The following is a 15,756-nucleotide window of genomic DNA, read 5'->3' on the forward strand; positions in this document are numbered from 1 at the left end:
TCATTTTGGTGGCATCCCCGGGCGCAGAGACGCATACTCGCGCCATGACCCGCGCCCAGCATGACCAGATCCCCGAAGCCGCCCTCGCCTGGCACCGCGCGGGCCAGGGCGCTGCCCTTGCCACCGTGGTGGAGACCTGGGGCTCGGCCCCGCGCCAGGCCGGCAGCCAGCTGGCCATCAGCGGCACGGGCGAGATGCTTGGCTCGGTCTCGGGCGGCTGCGTCGAGGGCGCCGTCATCACCGAGGCGCTGGAGGCCCTCCAGGACCGCAAGTCCCGCATCCTGACCTTCGGGGTCAGCGACGAAACCGCCTTCGCCGCGGGCCTGGCCTGTGGCGGCACGATCCGCGTCCTGGTGGAACCCGTCGGCGACGGCCCCGAGGCGCTGCCCGACTCTCTCCTGGCCGCCCTTGTCGACGCCCGCTCCGCGTCTCGCGCCCTCGCCCTTGTCACCACCCCGGCCACCTGGACCCGCCACCTTGCCGCACCGGGAGAGGACCCCGCCACCGACGCCCGCTTCAAGTCCGACCGCGCCGGCATGGAAGAGGACGGCCGCTTCATCGCCGTCCACAACCCGCCCCTGCGCCTGATCGTCGTCGGTGCGGTCCATATCGCCCAGCCCCTGCTGACCATCGCACGCACCTGCGGCTATGCCCCCACCCTGATCGACCCCCGCGCCGCCTTCGGCTCTCAGTCCCGCTTCCCGGGCGAGACGATCCTGGACGACTGGCCGGACGAGGCGCTGGCGGCCCTAGCCCCCGACGCCCGCACCGCCATCGTGACGCTGACCCACGACCCAAAGCTGGACGACCCGGCGATCCGCGCGGCGCTGGCCTCGCCCGCCTTTTACCTGGGCTGCCTGGGCTCCAAAAAGACCCATGCCAAGCGGCTGGAGCGGCTGGCAGCCGCCGGCCTCTCGCCCGAGCAGATCGACCGCATCCATGCCCCAGTCGGCCTGGACATCGGCGCCCGCACCCCGGCCGAGATCGCGCTGTCGATCATGGCCCAGATAACCCACGCCTTGCGGACCTAGATGCGCTTCGGTCCGGTTCCCCTGACGGAAGCGGCCGGCGCAATCCTTGCCCATTCCGTGCCTTTGCCGGGGGGCCGGCTGCGCAAGGGCTGCACCCTTGGCCCGGACGAACTGGCCCGCCTGACCGCCGCCGGACTGACCCACGTCACGGTCGCCCGCCTTGACCCCGACGACCTGCACGAAGATGCCGCTGCCCTGGCCGTGGCGCAGGCGCTGGTGCCCGATCCGGTCACGCAGGGGCTGGACCTGCGCGCCGTCGGCACCGGGCGGGTCAACCTGCACGCCACCGCGCCCGGCGTGGTCGAGGTGCTGGCCGACCGCGTCGATGCGCTGAACGCCACCCATCCGATGCTGACGCTTGCCACCGTCCCCCGCTGGCAACGCCTGGCGGCGGGCGAGATGGCGGCCACGGTCAAGATCATCGCCTATGGCGTTCCCGGCGCAGCGGTTGCGGCTGCCTGCGCCGCCGGGGCCGGGGCGCTTTGCCTGCACCCCGCGCGCGCCACCCGCGCGGTCCTGGTCGAGACCCACACCGACCCCGCCGCCCGCCCCCTGGGGGCCGAGGCGGTGACCCACCGTCTTGCCGCGCTGGGGGTCAGCTTGGCGGCCCATCTGCACAGCCCGCACCGCGAGTCCGATCTGGCCGCCACCCTGTCGGGCATCGCCGGGGCCGATCTTATCCTGATCCTGACCGCCTCGGCCACCTCGGACCCGGCTGACGTGGCGCCAGCGGCGCTGCGCCGGGCGGGGGGCCGGGTCGACCGCTTCGGGATGCCGGTCGATCCGGGCAATCTTCTGTTCCTGGGCAGCCTTGACGACACGCCGGTCATCGGCCTGCCCGGCTGTGTCCGCAGCCCGGCGCTGAACGGGGCCGACTGGGTGCTGGAGCGGGTGATCTGTGGCCTGCCCGTCACGGCGCGTGACATCGCCTGCATGGGGGTAGGGGGGCTGCTGAAGGAAATCCCCCAGCGCGGCCGCCTGCGCGAGGCGAAATGAAAACGGGGGCAAATTGCCCCCGCACAGGTCCAGACTGAACCGGAATGCCTTACTTCGGGCCGATCATCATCACCATCTGGCGGCCTTCCAGCCGCGGAAAGCTTTCGATCTTGCCGATCTCGGCCACATCGGCCTCGACCCGCTTCAGCAATTCCAGCCCCAGCTCCTGGTGGGCCATCTCGCGGCCGCGGAAGCGCAGGGTGACCTTCACCTTGTCGCCTTCCTCCAGGAACTTCACGACCGAGCGCATCTTCACGTCATAGTCATGCGTGTCGGTGCCGGGACGGAACTTGATTTCCTTGATCTCGATGATCTTCTGCTTCTTGCGCGCTTCCGCCTCGCGCTTCTGCGTCTCGTACTTGAACTTGCCGAAGTCCATGATCTTGCAGACCGGTGGCACGGCGGTAGGCGAGATTTCCACCAGGTCCAGCCCGGCCTCTTCGGCCATCTGCATGGCGCGGGCGGGGGTCACGACCCCGACGTTTTCGCCATCCGCCCCGATCAGGCGGATTTCCGGAGCGCGGATGCGGTCGTTGATACGAGGGCCGGTTTCGCGTTGCGGCGGGGCATTGTGGGGGCGACGGGCTATGGCAGTGGTCCTTTGGTCGTGGATACAGGCGGCGGCAATCTAGTCTGTGCAGCGCCGGCCCGCAACCGGCTGCGAGGGGGAATTGCCAGAAAATCAGCGGAAAAACGGCGGTGCGGCGGCTTCCGGGACATGCGGCCTTTTCATTGCCGGTGCAAGCTGCCATATCAGCCGCGTCCGGGCCCCAGCTCGGGTCAATGGAGTATTTCACATGAACAGAACTGTCATCATCGGCGCGATCGTCGTCATTCTTGCCGGTCTCGGCTACTACCAGTTCAGCTACAAGCCGGCGCAGGAAGCCGCGATGGAGCAAGAGGCTGCCGCCAAGGCCGCCGAAGCTGCCGCCGCGGAAGCTGCTGCCGCCGAAGCCGCTGCTGCAGAAGCAGCCGCCGCCGCCGAGGCTGAGGCCGCTGCCGCTGCCGAAGCTGCTGCCACCGCTACCGAAGCTGCGACCGACGCGGTCGAGGGCGCTGCCGAAGCCGTCGAAGGCGCGGCTGAAGCCGTGACCGAAGGTGCCGCCGCCGCAACCGAAGCAGCGACCGAAGGCGCCGCCGCCGCGACCGAAGCCGCGACCGAGGGTGCTGCCGCTGCGACCGAGGCTGCTACCGAAGGCGCTGCCGCCGCTACCGACGCGGCTGCTGCCGCTCTGGACCCGGCGAACTTCAACGCCGATGCCGTGGTCGCGCTGATCGACGGCTCGGCTCTGGACGATGCGACCAAGACCACGCTGAAGACCGCCGTCGAAGCCGCCCGCGCGAACCCCGCGCTGGTTGCCGACACCGTCGCCCAGGTCAAGACCGCTCTGGGCATGTAAGCCTTCGGCCCTTGGCCGGAAAACGAAAGGCCGCAAGGGAAACCTTGCGGCCTTTTTCATGGCTGGACGGGATCGGTGCCGCAGGTCCGAAAGACGCCCGCGGACGCCCCGCGCCCAGCCTTGTCTTGCCGGTGCCACGCCTGCCGCCCATGCAAAAGGCCGCAGGATCACCCCGCGGCCCCCTCTGTCGGCAAAGGTTAACACCACCCTAACGCGGCGGGTTAAGAATTTGAATAAGTGGGATTATCCAAAAATGTCCACCGTGGACAGATCAGATCCCGTCGCCCACAAAGGCCTTTTCGACCACGAATTCCTTCGGATCCGAATTTGCCCCCTCGCGCAAGCCAAACCCTTCCAGGATCGCCTTCACATCGACGTTGAAGGCCAGCGACCCGCAGACCATGGCCCGGTCCTCTTCAGGGTTCATCTTCGGCAAGCCGAGGTCCGCGAATACCTTGCCCGAGGCCAGGTTGTCGGTGACCCGCCCCATGTGATGGAAGTCTTCCCGGGTTGTGGTCGGATAGTAGCGCAGCTTGCCCTGGACCATCTCGCCGATCAGCGGGTCGGCCTCCAGCCCCTCGACCAGTTGCCGGCCATACTCCAGCTCCGCCACCTCCCGGCAGGTGTGCATCATGATGACCTGGTCGAACTTCTCATAGACCTCGGGGTCCCGCATGAGGGACGCAAAGGGCGCCAGCCCGGTGCCGGTCGCCAGGAACCACAACCGCTTGCCGGGAAGCAGGGCATCCACCACCAGCGTCCCCACCGGTTTCGGTCGCAGGATGATCTCGTCCCCCGGCTGGATATGCTGGAGTTTCGAGGTCAGCGGGCCATCCGGCACCTTGATCGAGTAGAACTCCAGCTCTTCGTCCCAGCTGGGCGAGGCGATGGAATAGGCCCGCAACAGCGGCTTTCCGTTGTCGCCCATCAGGCCGATCATCACGAACTCACCCGACCGGAACCGCAGGGTCAGGGGGCGCGAGACGCGGAACGAGAAAAGCCGGTCGGTCCAATGCCGGACAGATGTCACGGTCTGGGCGTCGGGCAGGTGGGGTTTGGTGCGGGCGGCGTCCATCGTCTGGGCCTCGGTCATGGGTCTTTGCCCTCCATAGGCGAGCGGGGGCTGCAAGGGAAGTGCTTCCCCCTGCGGCCAATTCTCGGGTGGGAAGCTCAGGCGCGCAACCGGGCCTGATAGTGATGCGCCTGCCAGTCGGCGCGGAACTGCCATTGCTCCGCAGGCTGGCGGTCGGCGATGTCCTCGGGGATCTCGGCCCCGTCAAAGCCCACGCGGCGCAGCATGGCGTACTGGTCGGCGATCACCGGACCCTTGGCCAGAAGCTGGCCCTTGTACCCCATCTCGCGCAGGCGGCGGGCGGTAGTGAAGGCGCGGCCGTCGTTGAAGGCGGGGAAGGCCACGCGGATCAGACGCAGGCGGTCCAGATGCCCGGCCAAAGCTTGCGGGTCGTCGGTGTTTGACAGGTCCACAGCGGTCTGATCGGTGAGGTCCGCAAGGGCCACGACCTCGGCCTGGGTGGCGGGGCTGAAACCCGCGTCGGTGACGATGACGGTCATGCCGCGTTCTCCTTGGGGACTTTCACGGCCTTGCCGTCGATGAAATGGATGCCGCATTCGGTCTTGGACTGCCCACGCCAACGGCCGGCGCGGGGGTCCTCACCCGGCTTCACCGGGCTGGTGCAAGGCGCGCAGCCGATGGACGGGTAACCCTTCGCCACCAGCGGGTGCCGGGGCAGGCGGTTTTCGACCATGTATTCCTCAAGATCCTCGCGCCCCCAATGGGCCAGCGGGTTGACCTTGATGCGGAAGTCGCCCTCGTTCTCGAAGAAGTCGATGGTGCCGCGGTCAGCGTTCTGGAACCGCTTGCGGCCTGTGATCCAGCCATCGAACGGGGCCAGCGCGCGTTCCAGGGGTTCCACCTTGCGGACGTTGCAGCAGGCGTCGGTGTTGAACTGGTGCAGCGTGTTGTCGGGGTCCTCGAACGCCACGCGGGGCTGGGCGGCGCGGATGGTGCGCACGTCGCAAAGGTGCAGCTTCTCGGCCAACTCGCGCTGGTAGTCGAGCGTTTCCTGAAACAGCATCCGGGTGTCGATGAACAGGACCGGCGTCTCGGGCGCGATGACCGAGACGAGGTGCAAGAGCACGACCGACTCGGCCCCGAAGGACGACACCAGCGCCACGCGCCCCAGGTCGACGTCCTTCAACGCATGTTCCAGCACGGCAGTCGCCGAGTGGTGGCGGTAGCGCGCGTTCAGCGTGGCGACCCGTTCGGCGACGGGGCCTTCGTGACGCCCGATCTGGCCAGCGTCACGCGGCATCTTTTTCGCCTTCGGCCTCATACAGGGCCAGCTTGAACGGTTCCATCCCGACCCGCTTGAAGGCTTGCAGGAAGGTCTCGGACGGCTCGACCCGCAGGTCCAGGTAGGCGCGCAGGATGCGTTCGATGGCGGGGACGATCTCGGTATAAGCAAAGCCCGGGCCAGTCTTTTCGCCGATCACCGCGTCTTCGGTGCCGTCGCCGCCCAGGGTGATCTGGTAGTTCTCCACCCCCGCACGATCCAGGCCCAGGATACCGATATGGCCGACATGGTGATGGCCGCAGGCGTTGATGCAGCCAGAAATCTTGATCTTCAGCGGGCCGATCTCATGCTCCAGCTTCAGCGCCTCGAAATGGGTAGCCAGTTCCTGCGCGACGGGGATCGAGCGGGCGGTGGCCAGGGCGCAGTAGTCCATACCGGGGCAGGCGATGATGTCAGACAGAAGCCCGACGTTGGCGGTCGCAAGGCCGGCCTTGGTCAGGGCCGCGTGCAGCGTCGGCAGGTCCGACTTGTGGACATGCGGCAGGATCACGTTCTGCTCGTGGCTGATCCGCAGGTCGCCGTGGCCAAAGCGTTCGGCGAGGTCCGCCATCAGGCGCATCTGGTCCGAGGAGGCGTCGCCCGGCGTCTGGCCGTGGGCCTTCAGGCTGATCGTGACGATGGCATATTGCGCGTTGCGGTGCGCGGTCAGGTTGGTGTCGGCCCAGGACCGGAAGGTCGGGTCGGCCTTGTAGAAGGCGTCATAGGCGTCCACCGGCGCGTTGCGGAAGGCGGGGGGCGCGAAGGCGTCACGGATTTCAGCCAGAAGTTTCTGATCGTTGCCGCCGAACAGGGGGCGAAGTTCGGCGAAGCGGGCCTCGATCATCTCGGTGATCGCGTCCTTGCCGGTCTCGTGGACGGTGATCTTGATCCGGGCCTTGTACTTGTTGTCGCGGCGGCCAAGCGTGTTGTAGACGGAAAGGACGGCCTCGACGTAGGGCAACAGGTCGGCTTCGGGCAGGAAGTCGCGGACGGTGACGCCGATCATCGGGGTCCGGCCCAGACCGCCACCGACGATGACCTCGAAACCCGGTTCGCCAGCCGCGTTGCGGACCATGCGCAGGCCGATGTCGTGGGCGCGGGTCACGGCGCGGTCATTCGGGCTGCCGGTGATGGCGATCTTGAACTTGCGCGGCAGGAACTGGAATTCCGGGTGGTCGGTGGACCACTGGCGCAGAAGCTCGGCATAGGGGCGGGGATCGGCGATCTCGTCCGCGGCGGCGCCGGCGAAATGGTCGGCGGTCACGTTGCGGACGCAGTTGCCGCTGGTCTGGATGGCGTGCATTTCCACGTCGGCCAATGCGCCAAGGATCGCGGGCACGTCGGGGAGTTTCGGCCAGTTGAACTGGATGTTCTGCCGGGTGGTGAAGTGGCCATAGCCCTTGTCCCAGGTGTCGGCGATATAGGCCAACTGGCGCATCTGCCGGGGCGAGACGGTGCCATAGGGAATCGCCACGCGCAGCATGTAGGCGTGCAGTTGCAGATACAGCCCGTTCATCAGGCGCAGCGGGCGGAACTCGTCCTCGGTCAGCGAGCCGTCCAGCCGACGCTCGACCTGCTGGCTGAACTGCGCGACGCGGGCGCGGACGAAGGCTTCGTCAAAGTCGGAATAGGAATACATGTGCGCTCTCAGCTGGCCAGGTCGGCTTGCTTGCCGTGGTGATAGTTCGACGGGCCGCGGGTGCGGAATTCTTCGCGGAAATGGGTCGGTTCGGGGCCGTTCGGGCCAGAGCGGGCATCGGCGAGATAGGGGCCGACCACAAGCAGTTTCTGCGCTGCGGCGTGCAGGAGGCGCATCTGGGCGTGGGCCTCGTCCTCGATCAACTCGGCCTCGTGATGGAGGGGGGACCACAGGTCGTCGGCGGTCAGATAGACCACGTCGCCTTCGCGCAGGCGATTGGCGGTGACGATCTTTGGCGTGAAGCGGCGGCTCATGGTGCCCTCGGCGGTCAGGAATTCTGGTTGGAATATAGAATATTTTCCCCGTTCGGAACCAGTGACCCTTGCAGATAAGGACGTGTGTTCCGATACTGCGGGTGGGAAGAACCCGTGTTCCGGGAAAGAGGGGAATTCAGGAATGAGTGCCGCGCTGGACGATCTGGACCGGAAAATCCTGTCCGAGCTGCAACAGGATGCCGAGCAGTCGCTGGACGAAATCGCGCGGAAAGTGGGGTCGTCCAAGACCCCGGTCTGGAACCGGATCCGCCGGATGCGCGAGCAGGGGGTGATCACCCGGACGACCGCGATCCTGGACCCCGAAGCCCTGGGGCTGGAGGCGTGTTTCTTCGTGCTGATACGGACCAGCGAGCATGAGGCGGAGTGGCAGCGCAAATTCCTGAAGGCTTTGCGCGAACGCCCCGAGGTGCTGGAGGCCCACCGGCTGGCCGGCGACATCGACTATATCCTGAAAGTCCGGGTCAAGAATGCGCGGGCCTATGACACGTTCTATCAGGCACTGATCTCGGAGGTGCGCATTTACAACGTGACCGCACTTCTGAGCATGGAAGAGATCAAGTCGACGACCGTGCTGCCGTTGTGACGGGTGACCCGCTTTGGGTCATCGGTTCCTTGCGCGGAACCTGACGTTGCGGCAGTTTGGCTCTCCGCGCTTCTGGTAGCGGAGGCCGGTCCGTTGTGTGCCGGTAGTATCCATGAACCAGTTCACCAGAGGCGCGCCCGCTGTCCATGCGGACCACACAACGTCAGCGGACAGTCCCGCGTTTGGCCATGGCATTCACGACGGCGACAAAATCCTGCGCGATGTCATAGGGAATCCCGGCCTGCGACAGCGAGGCCAGCGTCCCGCCAAGGGTGGACAGGTGGCCACGGCTGCGTTCTTCGATCATGCCGTCCTGGAGCAACTGGCTGACATGGCGGCGCACGGTTTCCAGCGGAATTCCCAGAACCTCGGCAATGCGCCGGCGCGAGATCCCGCCACGTTGTTCGGGCAGAAGCGGTGCGTTGCTTCGGGCGGCGGCATCCATGTCCGGGGTGCGCAGGACCTTCTGCACGGTGGCAAGGACGATCACGAAGAACACCTGAAACGCCTCGGCCCGCAGGCCGAAATGCTGTTGCAGCCGCAGCATCGAGCCGAGGAGCGTGTTGCCAAGATCGTTGGCCACAAGCCGCTCGTTGGCTGAAAAACTGTCCTTGTCGAGCTTCAGGCGCATGCGCGAAGGTCATTCCCTACGGATCGCGGCAAGCCTTGCACACCGGCTGGGCAATGGCGAGAGCCGGGCCTACACCTTTACGGGCAGGGCCCTTAACCCGTGAAAATGATAGACATCGGCAAAGCGCGGCGGGGCTGCCAGGGCCAGGCCGGGATGCTGGCGGAAGAGGATGGGCAGGGCGATCTGCAACTCCAGCCGGGCCAGCGGTGCGCCGACGCAGAAGTGCAGCCCTGCGCCAAAGCTGGCGTGCGGCTTGACCGGACGGCCGGGATTGAAACGGTCGGGCCGGTCCCACTGGCCGGGATCGCGGTTCGCCGCCGCGAGCAGCAGCCCGACCTGATCGCCGCGCCGGAACTGGTGGCCCATCACCTCGATATCCTCATAGGCATGCCGGGTGAACATGTGCAGCGCCGGGTCGAAGCGCAGGATTTCCTCGACCGTGGCCTCGACAGTTTCGGGCGCCAGTGCCGCCAGCGGCGTGCGGGTTTCCAAAAGCGTCTTGACCCCATTGCCGATGGTATGGACCGTCGCCTCATGCCCCGCATTCAGCAGCAGGATGCAGGTCGATATCAGCTCGTCCGTCGAAAGCTTCTCGCCCTCGCTTTCGGCCGCAATCAACTGGGTGATCAGGTCGTCGGCGGGGCGGGCGCGGCGTTCCTCGACGTAAGACCGCAGGAAGGCCACGAATGCCTCGGTCGCGGTGACGGCGCGGTCCTCCATCGCGCGGGTGCGGCCGGCCATGTACATGCCGACCATCGCGTTCGACCAGGCCAGTAGGTCTGGCGCCATGCTTTCGGGCACGCCCAGCAGGCGGGCGATGATGCGGACGGGCAGGGGCTGGGCGAAGGCGGTCAAGAGGTCGAACTCGCCTTCCGGGAAGGCGGCGACCAGCTCTTCGGTCAGGGCGGTGATGTCCGGGGCAAGGCCCGCGATCCGGCGCGAGGTGAAGGCGCGCAGCACCAAGTTCCGCAGTCGCGAGTGGCGCGGCGGCTCCAGTTCCAGCATCGAATGGGCCTCGACCGCGTAGAACGGGGCAAGGTGCGGCGGGATCGGCAGGGGGTCCACGGCCTCACGCCCGAAGCGGCGGTCGCGGAAGATGGCGTTTACCGCGGCGGCGCTGCCGGTGCAGGTCAGGTTGTAGTCGGTCCAGCGGAAGAACGGACCAGCCGCGCGGGCGCGTTCGTAGAACGGATAGGGATTCTGGACGAATGTGGGATCAGTCGGGGATTGGGTGAGTTCGATCATTTCCTGTCTCCGATCAGGCCCTGCGCGACGGCTGCGCCGGTCACCACGACGGCCGCGCCCAGCGTCTGCCACCAGTTCCACGGACCGCCCATCACAAAGACCATGAGCATGACGTAGAAGGGCACCGCGTTCATGTGCATCGAGGCTGCGCCGATGCCGATCCGCCCGACCGAGACGATCCACAGAAGCTGCGAGATCGCCATGGACCCGATGGCGAAGATTGCCAGCCCGCCGAATTCGACCCAGCCGATTGCGGCCCAGTCTGGCCAAGCGCCGCGCACCAGCCCGTCGGCCAGTGCGGCACAGGTGGCGACCAGCGCGCCGCCGGCGATGGTGATGGTGCTGCGGCCCAGCGGGGTCAGGTCGGGGAAGGCCCGCACCGTCTCACGCGAGCCCCAGGTGTAGACGGTGACCGAGGCGAGGGCGGCCAGAACGCCGATACCGAAATCAAGCTCGCCCTCGGCCCCGTTCACGGCGATCAGGCCACCGGCGACGGACAGCACAAGGCCCACGGCCAGCGCGCGGGTAAAGGGGCGTTGGTCAGCGATGCATTCCAGCAGGATGCCGATCACCGGCATGACCGCGCTCACGATGGCGACGGTGACGGGATCGTTGAACTGCAGCGCGATGATGACGAAGAACGAGGCCATGCCCAGCGTCACGAAGCCGACCCCGGCCCCGGTCCTCCAGTTGGCCCCCAGCACGGCGTCCCGGCCATCGACCAGCCACCAGATCGGCAGCAGCACCGCCGCTGCCAAGAGCGCGCGGCAGGCGGTCAGCGCCAGGGGCGGCATGTGCGGAATGATCAGGTCGGCCGCAGGCAGACCGGCCGCCCAGATCACCATCGAGGCAAGGCAGATCAGGTTCGCGGCGACGAGGGATCGCCGCTCGATCGGGGCTAGGACGGTCATGGGGCAAGCCTAGGCAGGGGTCGCGGGCAGGGCTGGCCTGTCCGCGACAAGCGGGGTCGTCAGGCGGCGGAGAGGGCAGCGACAATGCCGCCGAAATCCGCGGCCTTCAGGCTGGCCCCGCCGACCAGCGCGCCATCGACATGCGGAATCGCGAAGATCTCGGCCGCGTTCGAGGGCTTGACCGAACCGCCGTAGAGAAGGCGCACCCCGTCCGCCGCATCTCCGATCAGCCCGCGCAGCCGGTCGCGCAGAAAGCTGTGAACCTCTCCGATCTCGGCCAGAGTGGGGGTGCGGCCGGTGCCGATGGCCCAGACGGGCTCATAGGCGATGACCAGGTTCGCGGCCGTCGCGCCAGCGGGGATGGAGCCGTCAAGCTGCCGGCCGATCACCGCAAGGGTCTGGCCCGCGTCCCGCTCGGCCTCGGTCTCGCCAATGCAGACGATGGCCACCAGACCCTCGGCCACCGCGGCCTCAGCCTTGGCGCGGACCTGGGCATCAGTCTCGGCATGGTCGGTGCGGCGTTCGGAATGGCCAAGGATCACATGGCTGGCGCCCGCGTCGCGCAGCATGGCGGCCGAAAGGTCGCCGGTATGGGCGCCTGAGGGTTTGGCGTGGCAGTCCTGACCGCCGACCATCAGCGCCGTCCCGCGCGCGGCCTCGGCCATTCGGGCGATCAGGGTGGCGGGGGGGCAGAGCAGCATCTCGCAGGCGGGCGCCGGATGGGCCGCTGTCAGGGCGCGCGCCTCTTCCAGGGCGGCGGCGGTGCCGTTCATCTTCCAGTTGCCGGCGGCGAGTTTCTTCATGGTCGATCCCCTTGCTTCTGGCACAGGCCTAGCCGGTCAGAGCGCGAAGGAAAAGTGGCCAGATCGTCGTCGGATCAGGTTTCCGGCTGGTCGCGGAACTTGATCGACTCGCCGCAACCGCAGGCCTCGACCACATTGGGGTTGCGGAACTTGAAACCGCTTTCGATCAGCCCGGTCTCATAGTCGATCTCGGTCCCGATCAGGAACATCTGGGCCATGGGGGCGATCATCACGCGCGCGCCGTCCTGTTCCACCACCTCGTCCAGCGGGTTGACGGAACTGACATAGTCCATGGTGTATTCCATGCCCGCGCAGCCGCCCTTCTTCACGCCGATGCGCAGGCCCTGGCTGGCCTGCTTCTGCATCAGCCGCGCGATCTGGCGGGTGGCGGCGGGGGTCAGGGTGACGGCGGCTTTGCCGGGTATGCCGAACATGACAGAGGCTCCTTTCCACCCAATCTAGGGTGAAACACTCGGGATTCCAAGCGGGGGCAGCAACGCCAGCGCTGCCAACGTGCCATAAGCCACAACCAGCGCCCAGCCGAACGAGGCCAGCGTGCCGATGATCACGTATTCCGAGAGCGCCCGGTCGTCCTTGACCGCGCCAAAGCGCAGGATCGACTTGGCCGCCATCAGAAGGCCCACGCCCTCGGGCTGGCCGAGCAGAACCAGGACGAAGATCAGGCCGCGCTCCAGAAGACCGATGACGCGCCCTGCGCCAGGCAGGCTTTCGGCGGTGACCTCGGGTGGCAGACGCTCGGCAAAGGGCTGCATCAGAAGGCCGACGGCAAAGCCCCCGGCGCGGGTGGCCAGGATTACGCCCGTCGCCAGCGCCATCAGCGCGGGCAGATGCGTGACGGGCAAAGCGGTCGCCTCGGTCCACAGCCCCGTGCCCAGGATACCGCCATCCGCGCCGGTCACGATGGCGCCGGGCGCCCAAAGCCCGCCCTCCCAGAGGCCGGGCAGCCAAAGCGCCAGGGTAGCAAGGCTGGCCAGGTGCAGCGCCTGATCGCCCAGGAAAAGGCCTAGCCCATGCCGCCCCTTCAGTGCGGTAGCGAGGGCCAGCTTGACCACGTCGATCCCGATATGCACCAGCGCAAGCGCGAGGAGCGCAAGGTGAAGCGATCCGGTCGCGACGACAAGCATGGCATAGACCGTGGCGAAATGCAGCGCCAGCGTCAGCGGGCGCTGTTTGGTGGCGACCATCCGGTCGGTCTGCAAGATGAAATCGGCAAGGACATGGGCGAAAAGCAGGGCGACGAAGGTTTCGGTCATGGGGCGGGATCCTGGCGGCCTTTGTCAGCTTCCCACCGACGCAGGACCGAGGCAATGGCTGGTCCACCCGCGCCCCGCAGCCGGTCGTTTACCGCCTGTGGGCTGATGCCCAGCACCGTGCCGATCTCGTGCAGCGTCATCACCCGCGAAGGCGAGGAAAGGTGCAGCGCGGCGGCCTCGGCCTGAGCGGCGGTCCAGCGACCCATCCTCTCGCCCAGAAGGTCGGCGATCATCCGGTCCTGTTCAAGGACCGTCTCGCCAGCGATGGCAAGTCGCCAGGCATCCCCGATCTCGTCCAGGCCCTTGCCCGACAACTCGAATGCCATGCCGGCCGCGTCGGCCAGATCGGCCGTGCCCAGGTTTTCGGCCGGACCGATGCCGATGGAGATGCGGCTTTCCAGGCCCAGCGCAACCAGGCTTGCCTGCAGGACGACCGCAGCCCGTAGCGAAAAGCGGGGGTGGTGCAGGGCGATCTGCCAGCCGTCACCCCGGAAGCGGGTGAAACGCGCGTCGCGCGGGGGGGGGTGCCAGCCGGCAATGCCGTCAGCGGCACCGCGCAAGGCCCCCATCGCGCGGTCAATCAGCGCCGCCGTCTGCCGGCCAGAGGCGACAAGGTCGCCGGTGAGGACTGCAATCCGAGTCATGAAGTCCCACGCCTTGATCTGCGGTGTATCAAGTCATAGGGCTTTAAATGGGAAAAATCAAGCCTGCAGGCTTGATGCTACATGAAGCCCAGTTCCAGCCTGGCTTCGTCGGACATCATGTCCATGCCCCAGGGCGGGTCAAAGGTCATGTGGACATCGACCTGTTTCACGCCCGGCAGGGGTTCCACCGCATTGGCAACCCAGCCCGGCATCTCGCCTGCCACCGGGCAACCGGGGGCAGTCAGGGTCATGGTGATGTCGACCTCGTTCTCCTGGCCGATCTCGATGGTGTAGACGAGGCCAAGGTCGAAGATGTTCACCGGAATCTCCGGGTCAAAGACGCTGCGGCACGCCTCGACGATCTGCGGATACAGCGGATGGTCGGTGCTGGAGGGCTTGATCAGCGGCGCGCCCTCGATCTGGTCCTGCATGTCTGTGGTCCCGGACTTGTTGTTGACCGATTATATAGGGAATCGGCCGGCCAAGGTCCAGTGCCCGAGGGCTGCTGATCAGAACGGGATTTCGTCGTCCATGTCCGAGCGGCCGCCACCGCCGCCGCCAGCCGGGGCCCCGCCGCCAAAGCCGCCGCGCCCGCTGCCCGAGGACCCGCCGCCGCCATAACCGCCGCCCGCGCCGCCTTCGTCATAGCCGCCACGGTCGTCATAGCCACCACCGCCGCCCGACGAACCGCCGCCTTCGCCGCGGCCGCCCAGCAGTGTCAGGTTGCCGCCATAGGGCCGCAGCACGATCTCGGTGGTGTACTTGTCCTGGCCGGACTGGTCCTGCCATTTCCGCGTCTCAAGCTGGCCTTCGATATAGACCGTGCTGCCCTTGCGCAGATACTGTTCGGCAATCTTGCCCAGGGCTTCGTTGAAGATCGCGACCGAATGCCATTCGGTACGCTCCTTGCGCTCACCCGACTGCTTGTCGCGCCAGGTTTCCGAGGTGGCGATGCGCAGGTTCACGACTTTGCCGCCGTTCTGGAAACTGCGCACCTCGGGGTCCCGGCCGAGGTTGCCGATAAGAATGACCTTGTTGACCGACCCCGCCATGCGATTCTCCCTTGGTGTCTTGCGCGCAGCATCGGCGCGGTTGGTTAACAAACCTATACCGAGGCCCATGGCCGCCGCAACTCGATGTCATGGGGCGTGGATCGGCCGATTCCTGCCCCCAGGGCGGCAGGGGGTGGGGAATGCCTGCCGATTCCCGGCTGGAAAAATCTGCGACTGCGGCTATAGTCCCGGGCGGAAACGAACGGACGGGGTGACAGGTGACAGGTTCCGGCACGGTATTCACCCGGCTTGCCCTGGTTTGTGCATTGGGTCTTGGCAGCGGCGCGGCGCTGGCCGAGGGGCTGAAGCTGAGCGGGTCGACCAAGTCGCGCACGGCGCTCTTCGAATCCCAGGCCGATCTGATCGATCGCAAGCTGAAGAAGCAGTACAGCGGGTCAGTGAAGCTGACGCCGAAGTACAAGAAGGGCGAAGAGGTGGCCGCCGAGGCGGTGCCGAAGTTCCGCGGCAGCTACAAGGGTGAATACCTGGAGGTCGCCAAGGCCGTCGCCCGCAAGCATGGCGTCCCCGAGGACCTGTTCCTGCGCCTTGTCCAGCAGGAATCGGGTTGGAACCCCGGTGCGGTCAGCCACAAGGGGGCGACCGGCCTGGCGCAACTGATGCCGGGAACGGCTCAGAAGTTGGGCGTCGATATCGACGATCCAAGCCAGAACCTGGAAGGCGGCGCCCGCTATCTGCGGATGATGTACGACAAGTTCGGCAGCTGGCGTCTGGCGCTGGCGGCCTATAACGCGGGGCCGGGCGCGGTGGAACAGCACGACGGCATCCCGCCCTATGCCGAGACCGAGAATTACGTGAAGGCGATCCTGGGCTGAGCGCAGGCGTAAGGTGGGCGATATC

20 protein-coding genes are annotated in these 15,756 nt (G+C 66.9%); 5 read left to right on the forward strand and 15 right to left on the reverse strand.

The window, feature by feature from the left end:
* Positions 1-44: 44 nt before the first annotated feature.
* Positions 45-1,031, forward strand: a complete 987-nt coding sequence (locus CXR42_RS02120) for an XdhC family protein (RefSeq protein ID WP_103255856.1) — start codon at positions 45-47, stop codon at positions 1,029-1,031.
* Entirely contained in the window at positions 1,032-2,027 is a 996-nt protein-coding gene (locus CXR42_RS02125) for a molybdopterin-binding protein (RefSeq protein ID WP_103255857.1), read from the forward strand. It begins immediately after the preceding gene.
* A 49-nt stretch (positions 2,028-2,076) separates the two neighbouring features.
* On the opposite strand, the gene infC is transcribed toward CXR42_RS02125, so the two are convergent.
* A complete protein-coding gene (gene infC, locus CXR42_RS02130) occupies positions 2,077-2,655 on the reverse strand; it encodes a translation initiation factor IF-3 (RefSeq protein WP_425444848.1) in 579 nt (192 codons plus the stop codon).
* A gap of 169 nt (positions 2,656-2,824) precedes the next feature.
* Here infC and CXR42_RS02135 point away from each other — a divergent pair, with 169 nt between their 5' ends.
* The gene (locus tag CXR42_RS02135; protein WP_103255859.1) at positions 2,825-3,427 is read left to right on the forward strand and encodes a hypothetical protein; all 603 of its coding nucleotides are present in this window, start codon (positions 2,825-2,827) and stop codon (positions 3,425-3,427) included.
* 271 nt (positions 3,428-3,698) lie between these two features.
* Here the strand turns inward: CXR42_RS02135 and CXR42_RS02140 are convergent, their stop codons facing one another.
* From CXR42_RS02140 to CXR42_RS02160, 5 genes are all read right to left on the reverse strand, one after another.
* Complete coding sequence (locus tag CXR42_RS02140; protein WP_103255860.1) at positions 3,699-4,520, reverse strand: ferredoxin--NADP reductase; 822 nt, start codon at positions 4,518-4,520, stop codon at positions 3,699-3,701.
* Positions 4,521-4,597: 77 nt separating this feature from the next.
* Positions 4,598-4,999 carry a DUF934 domain-containing protein gene (locus tag CXR42_RS02145; RefSeq protein ID WP_103255861.1) on the reverse strand — a complete coding sequence of 134 codons (402 nt, stop codon included), beginning with the start codon at positions 4,997-4,999 and terminating at the stop codon, positions 4,598-4,600.
* Positions 4,996-5,760 (reverse strand): phosphoadenylyl-sulfate reductase, encoded by a 765-nt coding sequence (locus CXR42_RS02150; protein WP_103255862.1) that lies wholly within the window; start codon positions 5,758-5,760, stop codon positions 4,996-4,998. The genes CXR42_RS02145 and CXR42_RS02150 overlap by 4 nt, the downstream gene beginning before the upstream one ends.
* Positions 5,750-7,420, reverse strand: coding sequence for a nitrite/sulfite reductase (locus tag CXR42_RS02155; RefSeq protein ID WP_103255863.1), 1,671 nt, complete (start codon positions 7,418-7,420; stop codon positions 5,750-5,752). Before CXR42_RS02155 ends, CXR42_RS02150 begins: the two co-directional genes overlap by 11 nt.
* 8 nt (positions 7,421-7,428) lie before the next feature.
* Positions 7,429-7,734 (reverse strand): DUF2849 domain-containing protein, encoded by a 306-nt coding sequence (locus CXR42_RS02160; RefSeq protein WP_103255864.1) that lies wholly within the window; start codon positions 7,732-7,734, stop codon positions 7,429-7,431.
* A 142-nt stretch (positions 7,735-7,876) separates the two neighbouring features.
* On the opposite strand from CXR42_RS02160, the gene CXR42_RS02165 reads away from it, so the two are divergent.
* The gene (locus CXR42_RS02165) at positions 7,877-8,338 is read left to right on the forward strand and encodes an Lrp/AsnC family transcriptional regulator (RefSeq protein ID WP_103255865.1); all 462 of its coding nucleotides are present in this window, start codon (positions 7,877-7,879) and stop codon (positions 8,336-8,338) included.
* Positions 8,339-8,501: 163 nt separating this feature from the next.
* Here CXR42_RS02165 and CXR42_RS02170 read toward each other — a convergent pair whose 3' ends face one another.
* The 9 genes from CXR42_RS02170 to ssb all read right to left on the reverse strand — a co-directional run bounded on the left by CXR42_RS02170 (position 8,502) and on the right by ssb (position 14,898).
* Positions 8,502-8,969, reverse strand: a complete 468-nt coding sequence (locus tag CXR42_RS02170; RefSeq protein ID WP_103255866.1) for a winged helix-turn-helix transcriptional regulator — start codon at positions 8,967-8,969, stop codon at positions 8,502-8,504.
* A 69-nt stretch (positions 8,970-9,038) separates the two neighbouring features.
* Positions 9,039-10,214, reverse strand: coding sequence for a cytochrome P450 (locus CXR42_RS02175; protein WP_103255867.1), 1,176 nt, complete (start codon positions 10,212-10,214; stop codon positions 9,039-9,041).
* Entirely contained in the window at positions 10,211-11,125 is a 915-nt protein-coding gene (locus CXR42_RS02180; protein ID WP_103255868.1) for a DMT family transporter, read from the reverse strand. Before CXR42_RS02180 ends, CXR42_RS02175 begins: the two co-directional genes overlap by 4 nt.
* 59 nt (positions 11,126-11,184) lie before the next feature.
* Positions 11,185-11,928, reverse strand: coding sequence for a triose-phosphate isomerase (gene tpiA, locus CXR42_RS02185; protein ID WP_103255869.1), 744 nt, complete (start codon positions 11,926-11,928; stop codon positions 11,185-11,187).
* Positions 11,929-12,002: 74 nt separating this feature from the next.
* On the reverse strand, positions 12,003-12,362 hold the full coding sequence (locus tag CXR42_RS02190; RefSeq protein WP_103255870.1) for a HesB/IscA family protein: 360 nt from the start codon (positions 12,360-12,362) through the stop codon (positions 12,003-12,005).
* Between the two features lie 24 nt (positions 12,363-12,386).
* Positions 12,387-13,202, reverse strand: a complete 816-nt coding sequence (locus tag CXR42_RS02195; protein WP_103255871.1) for a DUF3307 domain-containing protein — start codon at positions 13,200-13,202, stop codon at positions 12,387-12,389.
* Positions 13,199-13,846 carry a hypothetical protein gene (locus tag CXR42_RS02200; protein ID WP_103255872.1) on the reverse strand — a complete coding sequence of 216 codons (648 nt, stop codon included), beginning with the start codon at positions 13,844-13,846 and terminating at the stop codon, positions 13,199-13,201. The genes CXR42_RS02195 and CXR42_RS02200 overlap by 4 nt, the downstream gene beginning before the upstream one ends.
* 77 nt (positions 13,847-13,923) lie before the next feature.
* Positions 13,924-14,277 (reverse strand): SUF system Fe-S cluster assembly protein, encoded by a 354-nt coding sequence (locus tag CXR42_RS02205; RefSeq protein WP_103255873.1) that lies wholly within the window; start codon positions 14,275-14,277, stop codon positions 13,924-13,926.
* 78 nt (positions 14,278-14,355) lie between these two features.
* Positions 14,356-14,898: a single-stranded DNA-binding protein gene (gene ssb, locus CXR42_RS02210; RefSeq protein ID WP_103255874.1), complete on the reverse strand. Its 543-nt coding sequence runs from the start codon at positions 14,896-14,898 to the stop codon at positions 14,356-14,358.
* Positions 14,899-15,116: 218 nt separating this feature from the next.
* Here ssb and CXR42_RS02215 point away from each other — a divergent pair, with 218 nt between their 5' ends.
* Positions 15,117-15,731 (forward strand): lytic transglycosylase domain-containing protein, encoded by a 615-nt coding sequence (locus CXR42_RS02215; protein ID WP_103255875.1) that lies wholly within the window; start codon positions 15,117-15,119, stop codon positions 15,729-15,731.
* The last annotated feature ends 25 nt before the right edge of the window (positions 15,732-15,756 follow it).

Origin of the sequence: Tabrizicola aquatica (genome assembly GCF_002900975.1) — a bacterium.
Classification (GTDB): domain Bacteria; phylum Pseudomonadota; class Alphaproteobacteria; order Rhodobacterales; family Rhodobacteraceae; genus Tabrizicola; species Tabrizicola aquatica.